Source organism: Sporosarcina sp. P34 (assembly GCF_002743375.1).
Classification (GTDB): Bacteria; Bacillota; Bacilli; order Bacillales_A; family Planococcaceae; genus Sporosarcina.
Genome location: NZ_PDZC01000001.1, coordinates 1 through 17,886, shown reverse-complemented (window position 1 = coordinate 17,886; position 17,886 = coordinate 1). Strand labels below are relative to the sequence as shown.

The 17,886-nt window shown below is 41.9% G+C and carries 17 protein-coding genes and 1 other annotated feature; of the genes, 6 read left to right on the top strand and 11 right to left on the bottom strand.

Annotated features, from left to right (window positions below; genetic code table 11):
* From CSV63_RS00085 to CSV63_RS00075, 3 genes are read right to left on the bottom strand one after another with little or no spacing between them, the layout of a single operon-like run.
* A complete protein-coding gene (locus CSV63_RS00085; protein ID WP_233191921.1) occupies positions 1-966 on the bottom strand; it encodes an RluA family pseudouridine synthase in 966 nt (321 codons plus the stop codon).
* A complete protein-coding gene (locus CSV63_RS00080) occupies positions 935-1,768 on the bottom strand; it encodes an NAD kinase (RefSeq protein WP_099632627.1) in 834 nt (277 codons plus the stop codon). Before CSV63_RS00080 ends, CSV63_RS00085 begins: the two co-directional genes overlap by 32 nt.
* Before the next feature lie 42 nt (positions 1,769-1,810).
* Complete coding sequence (locus CSV63_RS00075) at positions 1,811-2,194, bottom strand: UPF0738 family protein (RefSeq protein ID WP_143565373.1); 384 nt, start codon at positions 2,192-2,194, stop codon at positions 1,811-1,813.
* A 159-nt stretch (positions 2,195-2,353) separates the two neighbouring features.
* Between CSV63_RS00075 and CSV63_RS16960 the strand changes: the two genes are divergently transcribed.
* The 3 genes from CSV63_RS16960 (at position 2,354) to CSV63_RS00060 (ending at position 4,439) form a co-directional block, all read left to right on the top strand.
* Positions 2,354-3,013 carry a lytic transglycosylase domain-containing protein gene (locus CSV63_RS16960; protein WP_099694009.1) on the top strand — a complete coding sequence of 220 codons (660 nt, stop codon included), beginning with the start codon at positions 2,354-2,356 and terminating at the stop codon, positions 3,011-3,013.
* Positions 3,014-3,225: 212 nt separating this feature from the next.
* Positions 3,226-3,618, top strand: a complete 393-nt coding sequence (locus CSV63_RS00065; protein ID WP_099675246.1) for a globin domain-containing protein — start codon at positions 3,226-3,228, stop codon at positions 3,616-3,618.
* Complete coding sequence (locus CSV63_RS00060) at positions 3,615-4,439, top strand: DsbA family protein (protein WP_099632621.1); 825 nt, start codon at positions 3,615-3,617, stop codon at positions 4,437-4,439. Before CSV63_RS00065 ends, CSV63_RS00060 begins: the two co-directional genes overlap by 4 nt.
* Before the next feature lie 280 nt (positions 4,440-4,719).
* Here CSV63_RS00060 and pepF read toward each other — a convergent pair whose 3' ends face one another.
* From pepF to spxA, 4 genes are all read right to left on the bottom strand, one after another.
* A complete protein-coding gene (gene pepF / locus CSV63_RS00055) occupies positions 4,720-6,537 on the bottom strand; it encodes an oligoendopeptidase F (RefSeq protein ID WP_233191920.1) in 1,818 nt (605 codons plus the stop codon).
* A 49-nt stretch (positions 6,538-6,586) separates the two neighbouring features.
* Positions 6,587-7,744 carry a competence protein CoiA gene (locus CSV63_RS00050; RefSeq protein WP_158233873.1) on the bottom strand — a complete coding sequence of 386 codons (1,158 nt, stop codon included), beginning with the start codon at positions 7,742-7,744 and terminating at the stop codon, positions 6,587-6,589.
* Between the two features lie 510 nt (positions 7,745-8,254).
* Positions 8,255-8,905: an adaptor protein MecA gene (gene mecA / locus CSV63_RS00045; RefSeq protein WP_099694006.1), complete on the bottom strand. Its 651-nt coding sequence runs from the start codon at positions 8,903-8,905 to the stop codon at positions 8,255-8,257.
* A 238-nt stretch (positions 8,906-9,143) separates the two neighbouring features.
* On the bottom strand, positions 9,144-9,542 hold the full coding sequence (spxA, locus tag CSV63_RS00040) for a transcriptional regulator SpxA (protein WP_009765721.1): 399 nt from the start codon (positions 9,540-9,542) through the stop codon (positions 9,144-9,146).
* A gap of 435 nt (positions 9,543-9,977) precedes the next feature.
* Positions 9,978-10,191 (top strand) — a binding site (T-box leader).
* Positions 10,192-10,284: 93 nt separating this feature from the next.
* Between spxA and trpS the strand changes: the two genes are divergently transcribed.
* On the top strand, positions 10,285-11,271 hold the full coding sequence (gene trpS, locus CSV63_RS00035) for a tryptophan--tRNA ligase (RefSeq protein WP_099694005.1): 987 nt from the start codon (positions 10,285-10,287) through the stop codon (positions 11,269-11,271).
* A gap of 679 nt (positions 11,272-11,950) precedes the next feature.
* On the opposite strand, the gene fabF is transcribed toward trpS, so the two are convergent.
* Both fabF and CSV63_RS00025 read right to left on the bottom strand, forming a co-directional pair.
* Positions 11,951-13,186, bottom strand: a complete 1,236-nt coding sequence (gene fabF / locus CSV63_RS00030; RefSeq protein WP_099694004.1) for a beta-ketoacyl-ACP synthase II — start codon at positions 13,184-13,186, stop codon at positions 11,951-11,953.
* A gap of 44 nt (positions 13,187-13,230) precedes the next feature.
* Positions 13,231-14,163, bottom strand: a complete 933-nt coding sequence (locus tag CSV63_RS00025; protein ID WP_099694003.1) for a beta-ketoacyl-ACP synthase III — start codon at positions 14,161-14,163, stop codon at positions 13,231-13,233.
* 178 nt (positions 14,164-14,341) lie between these two features.
* Here CSV63_RS00025 and CSV63_RS00020 point away from each other — a divergent pair, with 178 nt between their 5' ends.
* Entirely contained in the window at positions 14,342-14,524 is a 183-nt protein-coding gene (locus CSV63_RS00020; RefSeq protein WP_099631038.1) for a YjzD family protein, read from the top strand.
* Between the two features lie 57 nt (positions 14,525-14,581).
* Here CSV63_RS00020 and CSV63_RS00015 read toward each other — a convergent pair whose 3' ends face one another.
* Entirely contained in the window at positions 14,582-16,720 is a 2,139-nt protein-coding gene (locus CSV63_RS00015) for an ATP-dependent Clp protease ATP-binding subunit (protein WP_369823776.1), read from the bottom strand.
* 153 nt (positions 16,721-16,873) lie between these two features.
* Positions 16,874-17,353: a ribonuclease E activity regulator RraA gene (gene rraA, locus CSV63_RS00010; protein WP_099694001.1), complete on the bottom strand. Its 480-nt coding sequence runs from the start codon at positions 17,351-17,353 to the stop codon at positions 16,874-16,876.
* A gap of 125 nt (positions 17,354-17,478) precedes the next feature.
* Between rraA and CSV63_RS00005 the strand changes: the two genes are divergently transcribed.
* Positions 17,479-17,700: a hypothetical protein gene (locus CSV63_RS00005; RefSeq protein ID WP_099694000.1), complete on the top strand. Its 222-nt coding sequence runs from the start codon at positions 17,479-17,481 to the stop codon at positions 17,698-17,700.
* Positions 17,701-17,886: the final 186 nt, after the last annotated feature.

Sequence of the window (17,886 nt, the reverse complement as noted above, 5' to 3'; positions counted from 1 at the left end):
TTAACAGAGCTGTTGCTGTTTTTCGAATCCGCACACTTGCTGACTTTGCCGTAAATAGTATTGCATATCTTCCGGCAACGGACTAGTAAAGTGCATTCTCTCTTTCGTGAGTGGATGAAGTAAACTGACACCAGAACAATGCAGTGCCTGGCGTGGGAATACATTCCCATCCGCCCCGTATAAATCATCACCTACAAGTGGATGTCCGAGCCATTGCATGTGCACACGAATTTGATGCGTACGACCTGTATGTAACGTCAAGTCTATGACGGTAAAACAGTCTGTTTCATGACGATAATGTGCAGTTACTGATACATCTGTTTTTGCATACTGACCATCATCCCGTACCATTCTCTCAATAATACTACCTTCTCTTCTGCCAATCGGTTGTTCAATAGTCAGGAACGGTGTAGTAATTATACCTTCTGAGAATGCGGTATAGTGGCGTTGAAACAAACCCTGCACCATTTGTTTGCTTAATAGATGATGGATATGGCGGTTTTTCGCCACACAAATAATACCTGACGTATCCGTGTCAAGACGTGTCACCATATGAGCAGTTGAAAGAATACCTTCTCTTTCAAATTTTCCACAGACAAAATTCGCAAGCGTTCCAGAAGGATGATTGCGAGATGGGATCGTACTTTGCCCAGCGGGTTTATCAAGCACTAAAAGAGTTTCATCTTCATACAAAATGGATAAGGTACCTTCTTGTGGAATCAAGCCATCACTCACCTGTTCAGGAGGGAATAATACTGTCACTTGATCATTTGGCTGTAATTGATGACGCACGTTTCGAGATTGCCCATTCACCAATATCTCTCCACCGCGATATTTAATAGCAGTTAACGTCGTTTTGGAAATTTCATGCTGTGCCAAAAATTCACGCAGCACTGCACTTTTCTTCACAACGAATTGTAATTGAAACTGCGTATTATTTTTTCTTTTCATCATCTTCACGTTCATAGATTAAATCACTCGCGACAAATGATTCTTCTACACGTTTCCAGAATGGGAAAGGACGGAAGCGCGCAAAGCCCATTTTTTCATTGGACACTTTATATTCGATAGATTTCACATCTTTATGAAGGAGTTGCAAATGATCGACTGTCACCATGAAATCAGGACCTTTTACAGGCGTCAATGTACAAATATGATGATCGGGTAAAATGAGTGGAGATCCTACTGTACGGAATACGCGATTATTAATCGACGCCATTTCTGTCAATTGCATAGATGGCAATGAAGGATGGATAATCGCACCGCCTAGCGATTTGCTGTAAGCAGTGGATCCAGATGGCGTCGACATGCAAAGCCCATCTCCTCTAAATCGTTCAAAGTGTTCTCCATTTAATTCAACATCCATCACCAACGTAACTTCAGGTGATTTTACGGTCGATTCATTCAACGCTAAATAGGATGCACTTTTTTCGGAATGACGATAATTGATCGTCACTTCAATCAAAGGATACTCGATGACCTCGTACTCTTGTCTTGCGATCAAGATCACCAGTTTTTCTATTTCAGAAGGTTTCCAATCCGCGTAAAACCCTAAGTGTCCCGTATGAATTCCCACAAATGATGTCTTATCCAAGCGGTGTATGTATTTATGGAAAGCATGTAATAGCGTTCCATCGCCACCGATGGACAATACAATATCCGGCTCTTCCTCATCATACTTTAAACCGAAATCGCGCAAATATACACGGGCTTCTTTCATTAACTTATTGGATAACTCATCATTTCGCGACTGAATTGTAAATTTCATTACATCACTTCCATTCTTTTTGTGAATTTGTTTTGCCATATATCAATTCACCTTTTCCAGCACCGGCTTGAATATTTCTTCTACGGCTGAACTAAATTCCTCACCATAATTATCATTGCCTTCAATATTGAATATCAACGCCTGCAATTCGTCTGCAGCACCTGTTAATCGTATCTTCTGATCTTGCCAAATCAACACGGGTTCTGCTTGTTGCAGTAGCATATCAACTAGCCCACGCCAGCTGTCTTTCGGGAAATACGCATAACGATAGCCGGTCTCATGATCAAATATATATACAAACGATTGATGATCTGTGTCTGTCAACATTTTTCCAGTTGGAGAACCTAACGGCCACTCTGCTTCGGGATTCAATACAAATTGAACTTCATTACCGTTGTTACGTGTATCAATGATTTTATTTTTCATGTTCAAGACATCCACATCCTTAATTAAAGTCTTTACGTTTAGTCTACCATATGCCACACATAGTTGCATTTCGTTATTGTGCATTATGGTAAGAAAGTTGGTATAATGAATATAATAAACAAACCTATTTACCATCTTCAATAAACAGGAGGAAAAAGTATGAATCTCCAACCCATTAACACTCGGTTACTCCTTGAAATCAATACACTGCAAACTCTTGGAGCGGTTCAATCCTTCAGTAGTAATACACCGACCAACTCCAATTCGTTCCAAATGGTACTTACGCAATTGTTGGAAGGCAACAACATTAGCGCTGAACTCGCAACACAATCCGCGCAATTATTTACTCAAGGAAGCAGCGTAGCATCATTTGGTCTATCACAAAGCCCGGTTGAAGTAGTTACAGCTAAATCACCGGCTACATCGTCGCTAGCAACTACTACTCCATACGCAGATATCATCAAACAAGCTGCTGATAAATACCAACTACCGGAAAAACTACTAGCCGCCGTCATCAAACAGGAATCCAACTTCAAAAGCAATGCAAAAAGTCATGCAGGCGCTGCTGGGCTCATGCAACTCATGCCAGGTACAGCTAAATACCTTGGCGTGTCAAATCCCATGGACCCTCACCAAAACATCATGGGCGGAGCCAAATATCTACGCAACATGCTCAACCAATTCGGCTCGAATGAAATGGCACTAGCAGCCTACAACGCAGGACCGGGGAACGTAAAAAAATACGGAGGCATCCCGCCTTTTAAAGAAACCCAGAACTACGTAAAAAAAGTCATGAACTACTACCACCAAATGGTGTGAAATTTTCGCTGTCGTTTTTTACCACGTGTACTTACAACTATCCAGTGGATGGCAAGCCCAATGCGACTTTGAAGCAGATTAGCTAGATAGTGGATCCGACTCGAGCGATCCAATCTGCTATATAACAAGAAACAAAATAAGTTCTTTTATTTGTATAGAAATTCGTTCGTTGATAGAATACAGATACAAATGCACGAAGGGGTGTGAATTCAATGACTCGAAAACCTGTCATCCCTTTTGAGGAGATCGGCGAGAAAAAACTACATGAACTGATTGAAACATTTTACGCTAAGGTGGCTGTACACCCAGATCTCATTCCTATATTTCCTGATGATTTATCTGAAACCATTAGGAAGCAAAAACAATTTCAAACACAATATCTTGGTGGACCGAACCTATTCACGGAAGAGCACGGACATCCTATGATGAGAGCTCGACATAACCCTTTCCCTATAACACCTACACGCGCAGAAGCATGGCTAGCATGCATGGCTGAGGCAATGGACGACGTAGGACTGGAGGGTCCACTTCGGGAAGTCTACTATAAGCGCCTTGTCTTAACAGCCAACCATATGGTAAATAGGAACGAGGAGGAAGATCAGTGAACTATCTTACTGTTATTGATGATACGTTACACTTCTCTGCTTCAGTAAAGCCCATTGAACTTTATGTATTTCTTGATCCTTATTGTAAAGATTGTTGGTCACTGCAACCGTTGCTACGTAAAATGCAGGTCGAATACGATCACTATTTTACGTTACGCATCGCGTTAAGAACACCTATGACAAAACTGAATCCACCTTCTTTACTTGATCCGAACGATGCAAAATCAACTAAGCGGTCAAACCCTTGTTTCCCTAATATTGCAGTAAAAGCTGCAGAGTTCCAAGGTAAGCGAGCTGGATTCCGTTACCTATCTTGTTTACTTGAGTACTCCTTCTTGAAGAAGCGTGACGTCGCGTCCTATTCAGTTCTCGTTGAAATTGCTGCACGGATTAATTTAGACGTGGATGAATTTATCGCGGATTTTACTTCTGAAGAAACATCGCGTGCTTTGCAAGTCGATATGTATTTAGGTAACGAAATGGAAGTGGATGAAGCCCCAACTTTCGTTTTCTTCAATAGCAATATAGAAGACGAAGGATTGAAAGTAAGCGGCCTCTATGACTATGCGATCTACGAACAGATTTTAGAAGAACTAATCGGAGAACAACTTCTACCAGAAATGCCTCCTACTATTGATTTGTTATTCAATCGTTTTGATTTACTCACAACGAAAGAAATCGCAGAAATGTGTCACGTGACGGAAAAAGAAGCGGAACGCGAATTAAAGAAACGCTTACTCAAACAGGAAATCGAACGAATCCCTTTCCAAGATCGTACGTTATGGCGTAAAAAGCAACCAAATTGTTCACTAATTAAATAGCACTTATACTAGTCGAAGCCCCAACAATTTGTTGGGGCTTCGTCTTTTTTACGTATAGAAATAAAGAAAAGAGCATCCGCTCCTGGGGGGGAGTGAATGCTCTCTTTCAAAGGGAATGGGAGAAATGTTCACGTTCAAACAAAAGGGGTGTATGTTTGGTATGTGATTTATTCCACAATTACACCATATCATAAATGACTTATGACTTCAACAAATTATAACAGTTTTCATCCAAATGTCATGGACTTCGCGAATACCTGTCGAAACATGCAGTCAAAAGTTACCCTCTTTTGGCCAATAACTGTTCCAGTTCTTCCAATCTCGCTTCAAATACCCGACACGCTTCTTCAATCGGTTTTTCAGATGTCATATCGACACCTGCTTTTTTCAATACTTCGATTGGATAGTCGGATGAACCTGCCTTTAAGAAATTCGTAATATAACGTTCTACAGCAGGCTCCCCTTCTTCTAAAATCTGCTTGCTAAGCGCCACAGCCGCACTATATCCTGTCGCGTATTGATAGACATAATAATTCATATAGAAGTGAGGAATACGCGCCCATTCTAAACCGATTTCCTCATCACTAACAATCGCATCACCATAATACTTTTTATTCAAAGCATAGTATTCTTCGGTTAACTTTTCGGCAGTCAACGGTACACCATCTTGATCCAGCTGATGAATCAAATGTTCGAATTCCGCAAACATCGTCTGGCGGAACACCGTCGCACGGAATCCATCTAGCCAATAGTTTAACAAGTAAATCCGCTGATCTTCATCTGTTGTCACGTTCAATAAGTGGTCATTCAGCAATGCTTCATTCACTGTTGATGCAACTTCCGCCACAAATATAGAATAACCACTATATATGAATGGTTGATACTTACGGGAATAATAACTGTGTACACTATGTCCGAACTCATGCGCTAACGTGAACAAATTGCTTACATTGTCTTGCCAGTTCATTAAGATGTAAGGATTCGTTCCATAAGAGCCGGAAGAATACGCACCTGAACGTTTCCCTTTATTTTCGCGAACATCCACCCAGCGATTATCAAGACCTTCCTTTACAACTTCCCGATAATCTTCACCAAGCGGATGGAAGCTTTCTAGCATAGTATCTTTTGCTTCTTCGTATGTGTACTTCATCTTTGTATCTTCTACTAGTGGTGTATAGATATCCCACATATGAAGCTCATCCACATTCAGGACTTTTTTGCGTAATGCTACATAACGATGCAATAAACCTAGATTTTTATTGATGGTAGACACCAGGTTTTCATACACTTGCTCCGGAATATGGTTATTGGATAATGCTGCTGCTCTTGCTGAGCTATAATTTCGAATTCTCGCGTTGACATTATGCCCTTTTACATTACCGCTTAATGTCGAAGCAAATGTATTTTTAAACTCTCCATATCTTGAATACATTTCTTTAAAAGCCGCTTCTCGAACTTTTGGGTCTTTGCTCTCTAGAAATTGTGAATAACGACCATGTGTCAATTGAACGTCATTTCCCTCTTCATCTTTAACCAAGCCAAAAGTTAGATCCGCATTATTTAACATACTGAATGTTTCGGAAGATTTTCCTGTCACTTCAGATAACTGCGCGATTAATTGCTCCTGTTCTGAAGATAAAACGTGAGCGCGTTCTGCATTCAACTCTTCAAATTCCTGTTTATATAAACGCAAGCCTTCATGCGACTCAATCGTTTCGTTCAGTTGCTTTTCATCGATCGAGAGTAATTCTGGAGTGAAATAGGATAATGCTGTAGATATTTTCACGACTAACGTTCTAATTCGACCATCCATCGCCTGATAAAAACTGTTTGTCGTATCCTGATCTGTTTTAAGATGCGCATACGTGTACAATCTTCGTAGACGTTCTGCCAACTTATCACGATATGTTAACGCTTCAAAAAGTGGACGGGCTCCATTTCCTAAAGTGCCTTTATACTGTTCTGCCTCTTTGGCTAGCTCTTCAATTTTGCTGTACTCTTTATCCCATTCTTCATCAGATGAAAATATATCTTCCAGGCGCCATGTTTCCTCTTCAGATACTTCATCGCGCGTCAATACTTTGTGATCATTCGTCAATCCAATTCCTCCTCCTGCATTTACCGTTATTTGATTCTCTTGTATTTTCTCAATTCCTGGCATGCATTGCAAGAAATCGCCCTGAAAGTATTTCCAGCACAAAGTCTTTCCCCATGAATTGATCCAATCGATAGATATCTATGCGGCGCTCTTTCAAGAAATCCACATAACTTTGACAAGCTTCTAATTGTCGGCTTGAATCTCCTTCAAATGTTTTGACAAACGACTGAAGAATAGAGCGATGTAGTTGAAAAGGTGTACTTCTCGTTTGTCGGATTGCCGCAATAAGTAGTAATTGCCATTCACTATCAGACTCTGTAAATGCGGCTTGCCCGAATGTCGGAACGCCGATCCATGCGGGCAGTTGAATGGGCTGGACACGCAATTCATAACATGCACGCAAAAAGCGATGATGGATACCTCTTTGATTATACCCAATTACCGACCGAAGATACTTTCGTCGCGCAGATAGATATTGACGTGTTAATTCTTCTATGTCTTTTGCGGATGGAGTAGCAGGGATAGCGAATGGAATCGTTTGATGTGTACTTCGCATGACGGAGTGACATACCACAAACGCAGTACCACGAAGATGGATGAAATGACTGAGGTAGTGAAAGTGTTGCTGTAACGGATTGTACGTGATGAACACGGATAACGCTTCTTTTGTGTGTGAATGAATGTGGCGGATAAAGTGTTGTTGGAATTGACTAAATCGATAGGTAAGGACACATGATGAAGAGTCTTGTAGTTGCGTGGGTGTGAGTAAGATCCATATAGCCATCATTTCTGCGTTATGGTAGCCAGCGTTACGTTCTACTATACGCGCGATAGGAATCGTACTGCACTGAAATTCAATAGGGACTTGCTCATTTCGCCACGTCACAAGCAGATCAGGACGTTGTCTGATGTCGCGCAGATAAGGCTCCATTTCTGTTTGTAGTTGAAGACGTGAAAATAATTCATAGAGTTGGATTTTACCGAGTAGATGGGTTGGGGACTCCCCTTCTGAGAAACTATCTCGGCAGGTGGTTTGTTTCAGATGAGCAAAATGTGGGATCACAATGTCGCCGACTTTTAGGAGTACTTGTTCTTTGCACTCTGGACAATGAAAGGTTTCGTTTTTACGCCACTCTCGTAAGTTGGCTAGGGACCACTGTCGTGTTAATACGACTTGCTTCCCGCCACTTGTAAGAGCTGTTAACAAGGCCTTCACACTCCTTCTCTTATATACTACGAATTTTCTGATTAGTTGGCAAGAGAAATTTTACGTTTTTTTGAATTAGGAGGCTGAGATGGGGGGCACCATTGATCGACGCTCCAGGGGGGACGGCTTCCACTTACGATCAACTAGTTTGATTTTCTACTATTAATGAAATGTAAAGTTTTCTCCATTCGTTAAACAGAATCCTCTACAAGAGATAATGATTGTTCTCCTATCTATGTGATTTTCTGTATCAACCCTGCACATGTAACTAGTGACGTGCTAGAACAGAGTACTTAGTGCTATTCCACTAAAAAAACGAAGGCGCCTTCCAAGCAGTAGGCGTAGTGAAGAGACAGGGACAGATGCACTTCCTGTCCTTGGCTCTTCACGGGAGCCATCTGCTAGCGCCGAAGTGGGTTCAATGATATTACTTCCCTCGCCCTCAGAGTTCCAGATTTTCTAGGAACAAAGTAAAAAAGGCTACCAAATTACCGGTAGCCTTTTAGAGTCTTATGAAAAATATTTAGTTACTTGTTCAAATACGTCAGATCCCATAACTTCCTTGCCATACTCAGCTATACGATGAATAGACATTTTAGACACTGCACCGTATTCCGTTACCATGCTGGCAATGTCTTTCGCACGTTTCTTCTCAATGAGAGAATAATCGAAGCGTAAGTTGAGATAATAACGATCCTCGAATGCGTATAGTTGCGAATCAAATTCGTCTTCGAGTGAAATCATTTTGCTAGCCAATGGTATGATCTGGTCAAATTCATTGAAAACAAATATTTTATCTGTCACTTGCAACTCTTCTTCATTTTCTTCTTCAGAATCAGTAATCGCATCGAAAATTGGATCGAATAATTCTTCTGGATCTTCAATTCCAAAAGGAAACTGTGATGATTCTGCATTCTTCGGAAGATGTGCGCGAGTGACAATCACTTCAATGCCTTCATTCATTGCGTTAACTTGAATCCAAAGCGGTCCTTCTACTTCAAATTCCGTGTCATCACCAAGTTCATCCATCATATCCCAAAAAAGCTCTTCGCTTTTGTCACGATTATACCAGACGTCTTCTTTACTAAAACCACGGGCTTCAATATCTCCATAGGACAGATTAAACTTTACCGTGTTTTCATTAATGCGTTCTATTTCCATCCCTTATCTCTCCCTTCTGTAAAACAGGCCCTCCCCTGTTATATACTAATACACACTTGCAATGCTTATTACTACTATATGTCGACTACGACGTTTTCGTAAGGGTTTATTACATTTCATTTTCATTCTATACGCATTGCAGTGGTTAAGCTAGAGGAATACAAGGGAATATCAATTCAAAAAAGCTGATAGGCACAATTGTATCCCGTGTCATCCCTATCAGCTTTTGTTATTAAGATTAGTTTACCATCCGCCGCGCTTCGAGCAGCTGATAGGCTCTAACTTTTCTCGGTAGGAAACGACGAATCTCATCTTCATTATACCCTACTTGGAGTCTTTTTTCATCTAGAATGATTGGTCTTCTTAAAAGCCCAGGATGCTCTTGAATCAATTCATAAAGTCTTTGAAGTGGAAGACTTTCTACGTCAACATTTAATTTTTGAAAAATCTTGGATCGTGTTGAAATAATTTCGTCAGTACCGTCTTCAGTCATCCGAAGAATTTGTTTGATTTCTTGAATATTCAATGGTTCAGAGAAGATATTACGCTCTGTATAAGGAATCTCATGTTCCTCCAACCATGCTTTTGCTTTTCTACAAGATGTACAACTAGGCGATGTATAAAGTGTGACACCCATATATTGACACGTCCTTTCCTACGGCTTACGCTCATTAGATTTTGTATACTTGCAATTCATGTAATTCAAATTAGAATTATTATAATTAATGTCTATACTGTTCATTATACACTTAATCATTCTCAATTAATATAGTTTTTCAAAAAAACTTTTTCGGAATTCACAATTTCTTATTTTTCAACATGCCAGTAGAGAATCATGCTGTATTCTGCGATTAATGAGCACCTTCTACTGTTATACCCAGGGTGGAAATATTTTAAACATTTCATTTGTTAAAAAATGCATTCTCATTTAGAAAATAAATCTGCTAATTATTCCCTCACTACATAGTACGTACAAGTGTACTAAAAGGTTTCATATAGTGTAAAAGAATTTCGTTATAGCCAATCAAAGTTGCATTTTTTATAAGGTATCGATATAATCTTAAGCAATAAGTGAATGGCATTGAAGGAAATAGTATTTTTGTGGCGGTTTTTGTAGAGAGCTTGTATAAGGTGAAAACAAGTAAAGCTGCACAAAAAGAATGGGCTCCTGAGCTTGATGGATGAAAACAGTACTCCATCACGTCTTCTCACGTTACGGGAATAGAGTGGCTATTTTTTAGCAATTCGGGTGGTACCACGGTTACCTTTCATCAATCGTCCCTATTTACAGGGGATGACTGATGTTTTTTTATGCCATTTTTTACGGATGATACAGACTGTTTCGTTCCAGTCGACAATTCAAAGGAGGATACATGCTTATGAAAACTATTTTTTCAGGCGTACAACCAACAGGTGTCATTACATTAGGGAACTACATTGGCGCGTTCCGTCAATTTGTTGAGCTTCAAAACGACGAGGACTGTATTTTTTGCATCGTTGATCAGCACGCAATTACAGTGCAGCAAAATCCCGATGACTTAAAACAAGCGATTCGTTCATTAGCCGCTACATATATTGCAAGTGGCATCGATCCGGAAAAATCTACTTTATTCATCCAGTCAGAAGTTCCAGCTCATGCACAAGCCGGCTGGATCATGCAATGTATTTCGTACATTGGGGAACTCGAGCGTATGACACAGTTTAAAGACAAATCAGATGGAGCAGAAGGTGTATCTGCCGCACTTCTTACCTACCCTCCATTAATGGCTGCGGACATTTTATTGTATAACACGGATATCGTGCCAGTCGGTGAAGATCAGAAGCAGCATTTAGAGTTAACTAGAGATCTAGCAGAACGCTTCAATAGCCGTTACGGAAAAGTATTGACCATTCCGGCCGTTCGTATTCCTAAAAATGGAGCCCGCATAAAATCTTTACAAGATCCGTTGAAAAAAATGAGTAAATCTGATCCAAATAAAAAAGCTACGATCACCATTTTGGACACGCCAAAAGAAATCGAAAAGAAAATTAAAAGTGCAGTAACGGATTCTGAAGGTATTGTGAAATTCGATGTTGAAAACAAACCAGGTGTTTCCAATTTATTAATTATCGAATCTTCACTGAGCGGTGTAACCATCGAAGAATTAGAAGTGAAATACGAAGGCCAAGGCTACGGAGCATTTAAAACCGGTGTCGCTGAAGCCATCAACACACATTTGGCTGGAATTCAAGAACGCTATCATGAATTAATCGATTCCCCTGAACTCGATGAAATTCTCGACGAAGGAGCAAAAAAAGCAAACGCCATCGCTTCCGCCACCCTCAAAGAGATGGAGGCCGCGATGGGCTTGGGACGAACACGGTAAGCAGTAATAAAATTACCGCCGTCACCAACATCATAAAATCAGTCGATTGCACAATAAAAATAAATATCTGTCTATAATCATAACCAAGAGCAGAATAATTTAAGTAAAACAACAAATTGGCGAGCGTCACTACAATGACACAGTAACAACAAATAAACACAAAAAAACGCGTCACAAACATCTCGTCCTTTTCCCTTTTCTTTCATCCTATGTTCAAACCAGGTGCAATTAGACGAGTCCCGTTGCCCACAACCAAAAAGACTGAAAACATCTCCTAAAATACCTTCCAAGGAGCATGTCTTCAGTCTTTTTTAGTATGAATTTATTTTATGGGGGTTGGGGTTGGGGTTGGGATTAGGGTTGGGGTTGGGATTGGGGTTGGGATTGGGGTTGGGGTTGGGGTTGGGGTTGGGGTTGATATTGATTTAGAATTTGAATGTAACGAACTTCTTTTGTAAAAAATATACAAGAGTTGATCTTCGTTTCAGGCGGCGACTCCAGCGGGAACAGCGCGAGCTGAAAGCCCCGCAGGAACGCAGTGACGAGGAGATTGAAGCCGTGCCCGCGGAACGCGTCCGCCTGGAACGCAGATCAACGGTGCCCTCCCACTTACTCTTGAACTTGAACTTCTCCAATAATAAAAACGGAAAGGAGTCCAAATGCCCCTTTCCGTCTACCTTTATATCTTCTTAAACACCAACGAAGCATTATGCCCGCCAAAACCAAGCGAGTTACTCATCGCATACATAATATCTGCCTTACGCGCTTCATTCACTACATAATCCAAATCACACTCTGGATCCGGCGTCTCATAGTTCATCGTAGGAGGCAAAATCCCTTCCTGCAACGCCTTCACAGTAAAGATCGCCTCAATACCACCAGCCGCGCCAAGCAAATGACCCGTCATGGACTTCGTCGAACTCATTGCCAACTTATACGCATGATCACCAAACACAGTCTTTGCTGCCATCGTCTCAAACAAATCATTATACGGTGTGCTCGTTCCATGCGCGTTAATATAATCCACTTGCGTAGGTTCAACGCCCGCTTTTGCCAATGCCTGTCGCATCGCACGCGCTCCGCCTTCTCCGCCTGGTGCTGGTGCTGTAATATGATGCGCATCTCCTGTTGAACCGTAGCCGACGATTTCTGCATAGATCTTCGCCCCACGCGCCACCGCATGTTCATACTCTTCCAAAATCAAAATCCCTGCACCTTCACCCATTACGAAGCCATCACGGTTTTTATCGAACGGACGGGAAGCTTTGCTAGGATCATCATTTAAAGATAACGCTGTGCTTGCGATGAAACCTGCTACTGCAAGTGACGTGATCGGCGCTTCAGTTCCACCTGTGATCATAACGTCTGCATCTCCGCGCAGGATTACTTCAAATGCATCTCCGATAGAGTTTGTACCGGATGCACAAGCTGTTACGGAACAAGAGTTGATTCCTTTAGCACCAGTGAAAATCGATACTTGTCCTGCAGCCATATCCGGAATCATCATTGGAACGAAAAATGGACTGACGCGTCGGTATCCTTTTTCTAGGAATGTATTGAATTGTGTCTCATGTGATTCCATTCCGCCGATTCCAGAACCGATCCAAACCCCTGTACGAAGCGCTAGGTCGCCTTCAAGTTCAAGGTTTGCGTCTTTCATTGCCATCATCGCAGAAGCAACTGCATAATGCGTGAATCGATCCATTTTGCGGGCATCTTTGCGGGAAACGTATTGCTCGATATCGAAACCTTTAACTTCTGCCATTACGCTGACCGGGAATTTCTCCTGATCCAGTCTTGTCATCGTGTCAATACCCGATTTCCCTTCTAACACGGATTTCCAAGATTCTTCAGCTGAGTTACCTACTGGAGAGACTCCACCGATACCCGTTACTACTACACGTCGTTTTTCCAATTTCAAACTTCCTTTCTATTGTCAACTTTTATTTGCCAGGCTATTTACTTACCCCATTTTATACATAAGCCGCCCCATGTCAAGCCGCCACCGAACCCTACGAGAACAATCACATCATCATCTTTCACTCGACCTTCCGCTAAATCGTCTGTCAATGAAATCGGTATAGATGCAGCCGATGTATTTCCGTACTTATGAACCGTTTTCGACATTTTCTCAACCGGTAAGCCTAAACGCTCTCGTGACGCTTCCATAATACGAATATTTGCTTGGTGAGGAATCAAGTAGTCCACTTGGTCCGTCGTTAAACCGGCTTTTTCAGCGACACTGACTGCTGTTTCTCCCATTTGACGTACCGCAAACTTGAATACTTCACGGCCATTCATTTCTAAATGTTTGTCATGTTGAAGATGTTTTCCGCCTGAACCATCTGCACCCAATTCAAATGAAAGGATCCCTCTTCCTTCACTTACTTTACCAACAACTGTAGCTCCTGCGCCATCTCCAAACAAGACAGCAGTATTGCGGTCTTCCCAGTCAACGATTCCTGATAACTTCTCCACGCCTACTACTAACACATAATCATACGTGCCCGATTCAACAAATTGCTTCGCTGTTACCACACCATACATGAACCCAGCACATGCTGCAGAAACATCCATCGCTGCTGCGTTCTTTGCACCTAAACGTTCCTGGATCATCGCTGCAACGGACGGGAAAATCGTATCCGGTGTAACCGTAGCTACCAAAATCAGACCGATTTGATCAGCACGAATATCTGCTGATTGTAATGCGTTTTTTGCTGCTTCAAAGGCCATGTCTGATGTTTTAATATCATCTGATGCGATTCTACGTTCTTCAATTCCCGTACGCGTGCGAATCCATTCGTCTGAAGTATCTAAACTTTTTTCTAAATCTTCATTTGTTACAATAGTGGGCGGAACATATTTTCCCATTCCTAAAAGTCCAGCTCTCATCTCATCTACCCCGTTCCTTATCATCTAATATTAGTACCTGGTAGTAATTATAGAAGAAAAAATGTGTTTTTTCAAGACGAGGACACTTTTTCGTCAAATATAATACATATATTGTTTTCAACGATTTAGTTTGCTATGGTATGATGGATGATGAAATAGACTAGTCGAGGTGAAAATCATGCACTATATTATGACATTTGTTTGGTCGTTCCTCTTGGTAGCTATGTTAAACTACGTTGCAGGCTCCATTGGTGGCAATGCATTTGACTTCATGGCGGGCGTTACCGTCTCAATCGTTTTGGCTGTACTTGTATTGATTATCACTGCAATCATTCCAAACGAATCTCCAGCAGACGTTTGATTTACGATCAAAAAGCGTAAGAACTGTTCACCAGTTCTTACGCTTTTTATTTTGATCTCATCGGACAACTTCTACAACCAATTCTCCTTCGTGCATGGACAATTTGATTTGCTGTCCTTCTACAAGACCACCTCGTATTACTTCTTTCGCAACTTTCGTTTCCACATGTCGCTGAATGAATCGTTTCAATGGCCGCGCACCAAAGTCCGCATCTGCTCCTTCACGAACAATCCAGTCGAGTACTTCATCATCATAGACGAGCTCGAGATCCTGCTCTTCCAGACGACTAACTAAATCACCGAGCATCTTGTTGGTAATTGCTTTAAATGAATCGGTAGTCAATGAATGGAAAATGATGATATCATCCATTCGGTTCAATAACTCAGGTTTGAAATGACCGCGAAGAGCTGCCATGATCAGATCTTCTTTGGCATGTTCTGTATCCTCCAGATCATTATCGAGTAAATAAGCGGACCCGATATTCGAAGTCATGATGACAACAGTATTGGTAAAGTTAACTAAACGTCCTTGACTATCTGTAATACGTCCATCATCTAGAATCTGCAGTAATATATTTGCCACATCAGGATGCGCTTTTTCAATTTCATCCAACAACACGACAGCATATGGATTTCTTCTAACCGCTTCCGTTAACTGACCGCCTTCTTCATAGCCGATATATCCTGGAGGTGCACCGACTAGACGTGACACACTGTGTTTCTCCATATACTCGGACATATCGATTCGCACGAAATGATCTTCCGAATCAAATAACGTAGCAGCCAGCGTTTTCGCAAGCTCTGTCTTTCCTACACCAGTCGGCCCAAGGAACAAGAACGACCCAATAGGCTTATTCGGATCTTGTATGCCAGCACGCGCACGCCAGACAGCTTCAGTGACGAGTTGTACTGCGTTGTCTTGTCCAATGACACGTTCTTTTAATGTTTCATGCAAGCGCAATAACTTCTCACGCTCGCCTTCAACGAGTTTCGTTACCGGAATGCCTGTCCACCGCGCAACAATAGAAGCAATTTCTTCTTCCGTCACTTCTTCACGTAAAAGACGTATATCTTTTGTTCCTTCTAACGGACTTTCCAATTCTTTCAATTCTTTTTCCAACGTCGGGATTTTACCGTACTGTAATTCAGCGGCTTTGTTCAAATCAAAATTACTTTGCGCTTCCTCAAGTTCACGGCGGTAGCGATCAAGTTCTTCCCGTTTACTTTGAATAATTTTTAACGTTGCTTTTTCTTCATCCCACTGTTCCCGCATATCTTTTGAAGAATCTTTCAAGTCTTGCAGCTCTTCTCGTAAAGTCTGAAGTCGTGACTGACTCATCGTATCTTTCTCTTTACGTAACGCTTGCTCTTCAATTTCGAGTTGCATAATTCTACGAGTCACCGCATCCAGTTCAGACGGCATTGAATCAATTTCCGTACGAATCATTGCGCTCGCTTCATCAATTAAATCAATCGCTTTATCCGGCATGAAACGCTCAGTTAAATACCGATCAGATAATGTTGCCGCCGCAACAATTGCACGGTCATGAATACGCACACCATGGTGCAATTCAAAACGTTCTTTTAATCCACGCAAAATCGACACCGTATCTTCTATAGACGGTTCACGTACCATCACTTGCTGGAATCGTCTTTCAAGTGCCGGATCTTTCTCGATATACATCCGGTACTCGTCAAGCGTCGTCGCACCAATACAGTACAATTCACCACGAGCAAGCATCGGCTTCAACATATTCCCCGCGTCCATCGCACCTTCTGTTTTTCCAGCACCTACTATAGTATGAATCTCATCAATGAACATGATGATTTCTCCATCACTTTCTTTCACTTGTTTCAAGACACTTTTCAGACGCTCTTCAAACTCTCCACGATACTTCGCACCCGCAATTAGCGCACTCATATCCAGCTCGAAAATCTGACGGTTTTTCAACCCTTCAGGCACATCACCTTTTACAATACGCTGTGCCAATCCTTCAACAATCGCCGTTTTACCGACTCCCGGCTCACCGATTAAGACTGGATTATTTTTTGTCTTTCTCGATAATATACGGATTACATTTCGAATTTCTTCATCCCGGCCAATAACCGGATCCATTTTCCCGTTTTTCACTTCTTCCACAAGATTGCGACCGAATTGCTCTAGTGGTGAGCGCTGATCTTCTTGCATTCCATCCATACGCATATACATCCGCCTCTCATCTATTTGACTTTGACTATCTTTGATTAATTCAATTATAGTATATTTTTTGCGTAATGTAAAAGATTAACACTCAAATTAATGTACGTTTTTAGATAAAAAAGTCGCCCGCACTTATGCGAGCGACCTGTATTAAACTAGTTGGCGAGGCGCAACGACTACCCCGTCTTCATCCGCGTAGACATAGTGACCTGGTGTCCATACAACGTTTCCGAAGTGAAGGACTTCCTCTCTCTGCCCTTCGCCACGTTTGATGCTTTTCACGGGCATGCTGCCGATCGCCATGACACCGATTTCCTGTGTACCGAGATCCGCTGTGTCGCGTGCACAGCCATAGATAATAACACCCGCAAGTTTACGTTCTTGCGCGATTTCGCCGAGCATGTCCCCCATGAGCGCGCAGCGTTTTGACCCTCCGCCGTCTACAACCAATACATTGCCTTCTGGAATCGTTTGTAGTGCTTCCTTTACTAACACATTGTCTTCAAAGACTTTTACTGTCGAGATCGGCCCCGAGAATCTCTTGTGCTTCCCGTAGGATTTGAACTCTACTGTGCACACTTGCAGTTCGTCGATGAAGTCATCGCAAAGGTCTGCTGTTTTAACTGACATTTCCCATTCCCCCTAGTACATTCTGTTTGACGCTACCCTATTCCTATTCGACAAAATCTTGCATTTCCTTTTTTATTATGAATGTTGTTATTTTGGATATAGAGATTGGCTAGGTGGGTTACTTAGTGTTAGTCATGGGATGGAAGCTACAGCTAGCGGACGCTTTCCTATGGGCTCGCGGTGAGCCAACCAGTTCGCTGCGCTCTCTTTTGGTTGTCTCACCTGTCAAGCTGATCCATCAGGAGTCGCCGCTAGCTTCCGCTTCCATCCTACTTATTAAAGTGGGAGAAGTGAATCACACACTGGCATGTGGATATGAATTCTTGTTGGCTCTTGAAATAGGGTAGATTCAAGTTCCAGCTAAATCACCAACCTTTTATTTTGAATGTTTTCATTCTAGCTTAAAAGGGTTGCTAGGGTGAGTTACTTAGTGTTCGTCATGGGATGGAAGCTACAGCTGGGGACGCTTTCCTGAGGGCGTGGCCCGAGCCGCTTCCCTCACTTCGTTCAGTCCAGGGTCTCGAACTCACGCT

Excerpts from the sequence above, each read along its gene's own strand:
- CSV63_RS00085 (WP_233191921.1), bottom strand. The coding sequence starts at position 966 with ATGAACGTGAAGATGATGAAAAGAAAAAATAATACGCAGTTTCAATTA.
- CSV63_RS00080 (WP_099632627.1), bottom strand. The coding sequence starts at position 1,768 with ATGAAATTTACAATTCAGTCGCGAAATGATGAGTTATCCAATAAGTTA.
- CSV63_RS00075 (WP_143565373.1), bottom strand. The coding sequence starts at position 2,194 with ATGAAAAATAAAATCATTGATACACGTAACAACGGTAATGAAGTTCAA.
- CSV63_RS16960 (WP_099694009.1), top strand. The coding sequence starts at position 2,354 with ATGAATCTCCAACCCATTAACACTCGGTTACTCCTTGAAATCAATACA.
- CSV63_RS00065 (WP_099675246.1), top strand. The coding sequence starts at position 3,226 with ATGACTCGAAAACCTGTCATCCCTTTTGAGGAGATCGGCGAGAAAAAA.
- mecA (WP_099694006.1), bottom strand. The coding sequence starts at position 8,905 with ATGGAAATAGAACGCATTAATGAAAACACGGTAAAGTTTAATCTGTCC.
- spxA (WP_009765721.1), bottom strand. The coding sequence starts at position 9,542 with ATGGGTGTCACACTTTATACATCGCCTAGTTGTACATCTTGTAGAAAA.
- trpS (WP_099694005.1), top strand. The coding sequence starts at position 10,285 with ATGAAAACTATTTTTTCAGGCGTACAACCAACAGGTGTCATTACATTA.
- CSV63_RS00025 (WP_099694003.1), bottom strand. The coding sequence starts at position 14,163 with ATGAGAGCTGGACTTTTAGGAATGGGAAAATATGTTCCGCCCACTATT.
- CSV63_RS00020 (WP_099631038.1), top strand. The coding sequence starts at position 14,342 with ATGCACTATATTATGACATTTGTTTGGTCGTTCCTCTTGGTAGCTATG.
- CSV63_RS00015 (WP_369823776.1), bottom strand. The coding sequence starts at position 16,720 with ATGGATGGAATGCAAGAAGATCAGCGCTCACCACTAGAGCAATTCGGT.
- rraA (WP_099694001.1), bottom strand. The coding sequence starts at position 17,353 with ATGTCAGTTAAAACAGCAGACCTTTGCGATGACTTCATCGACGAACTG.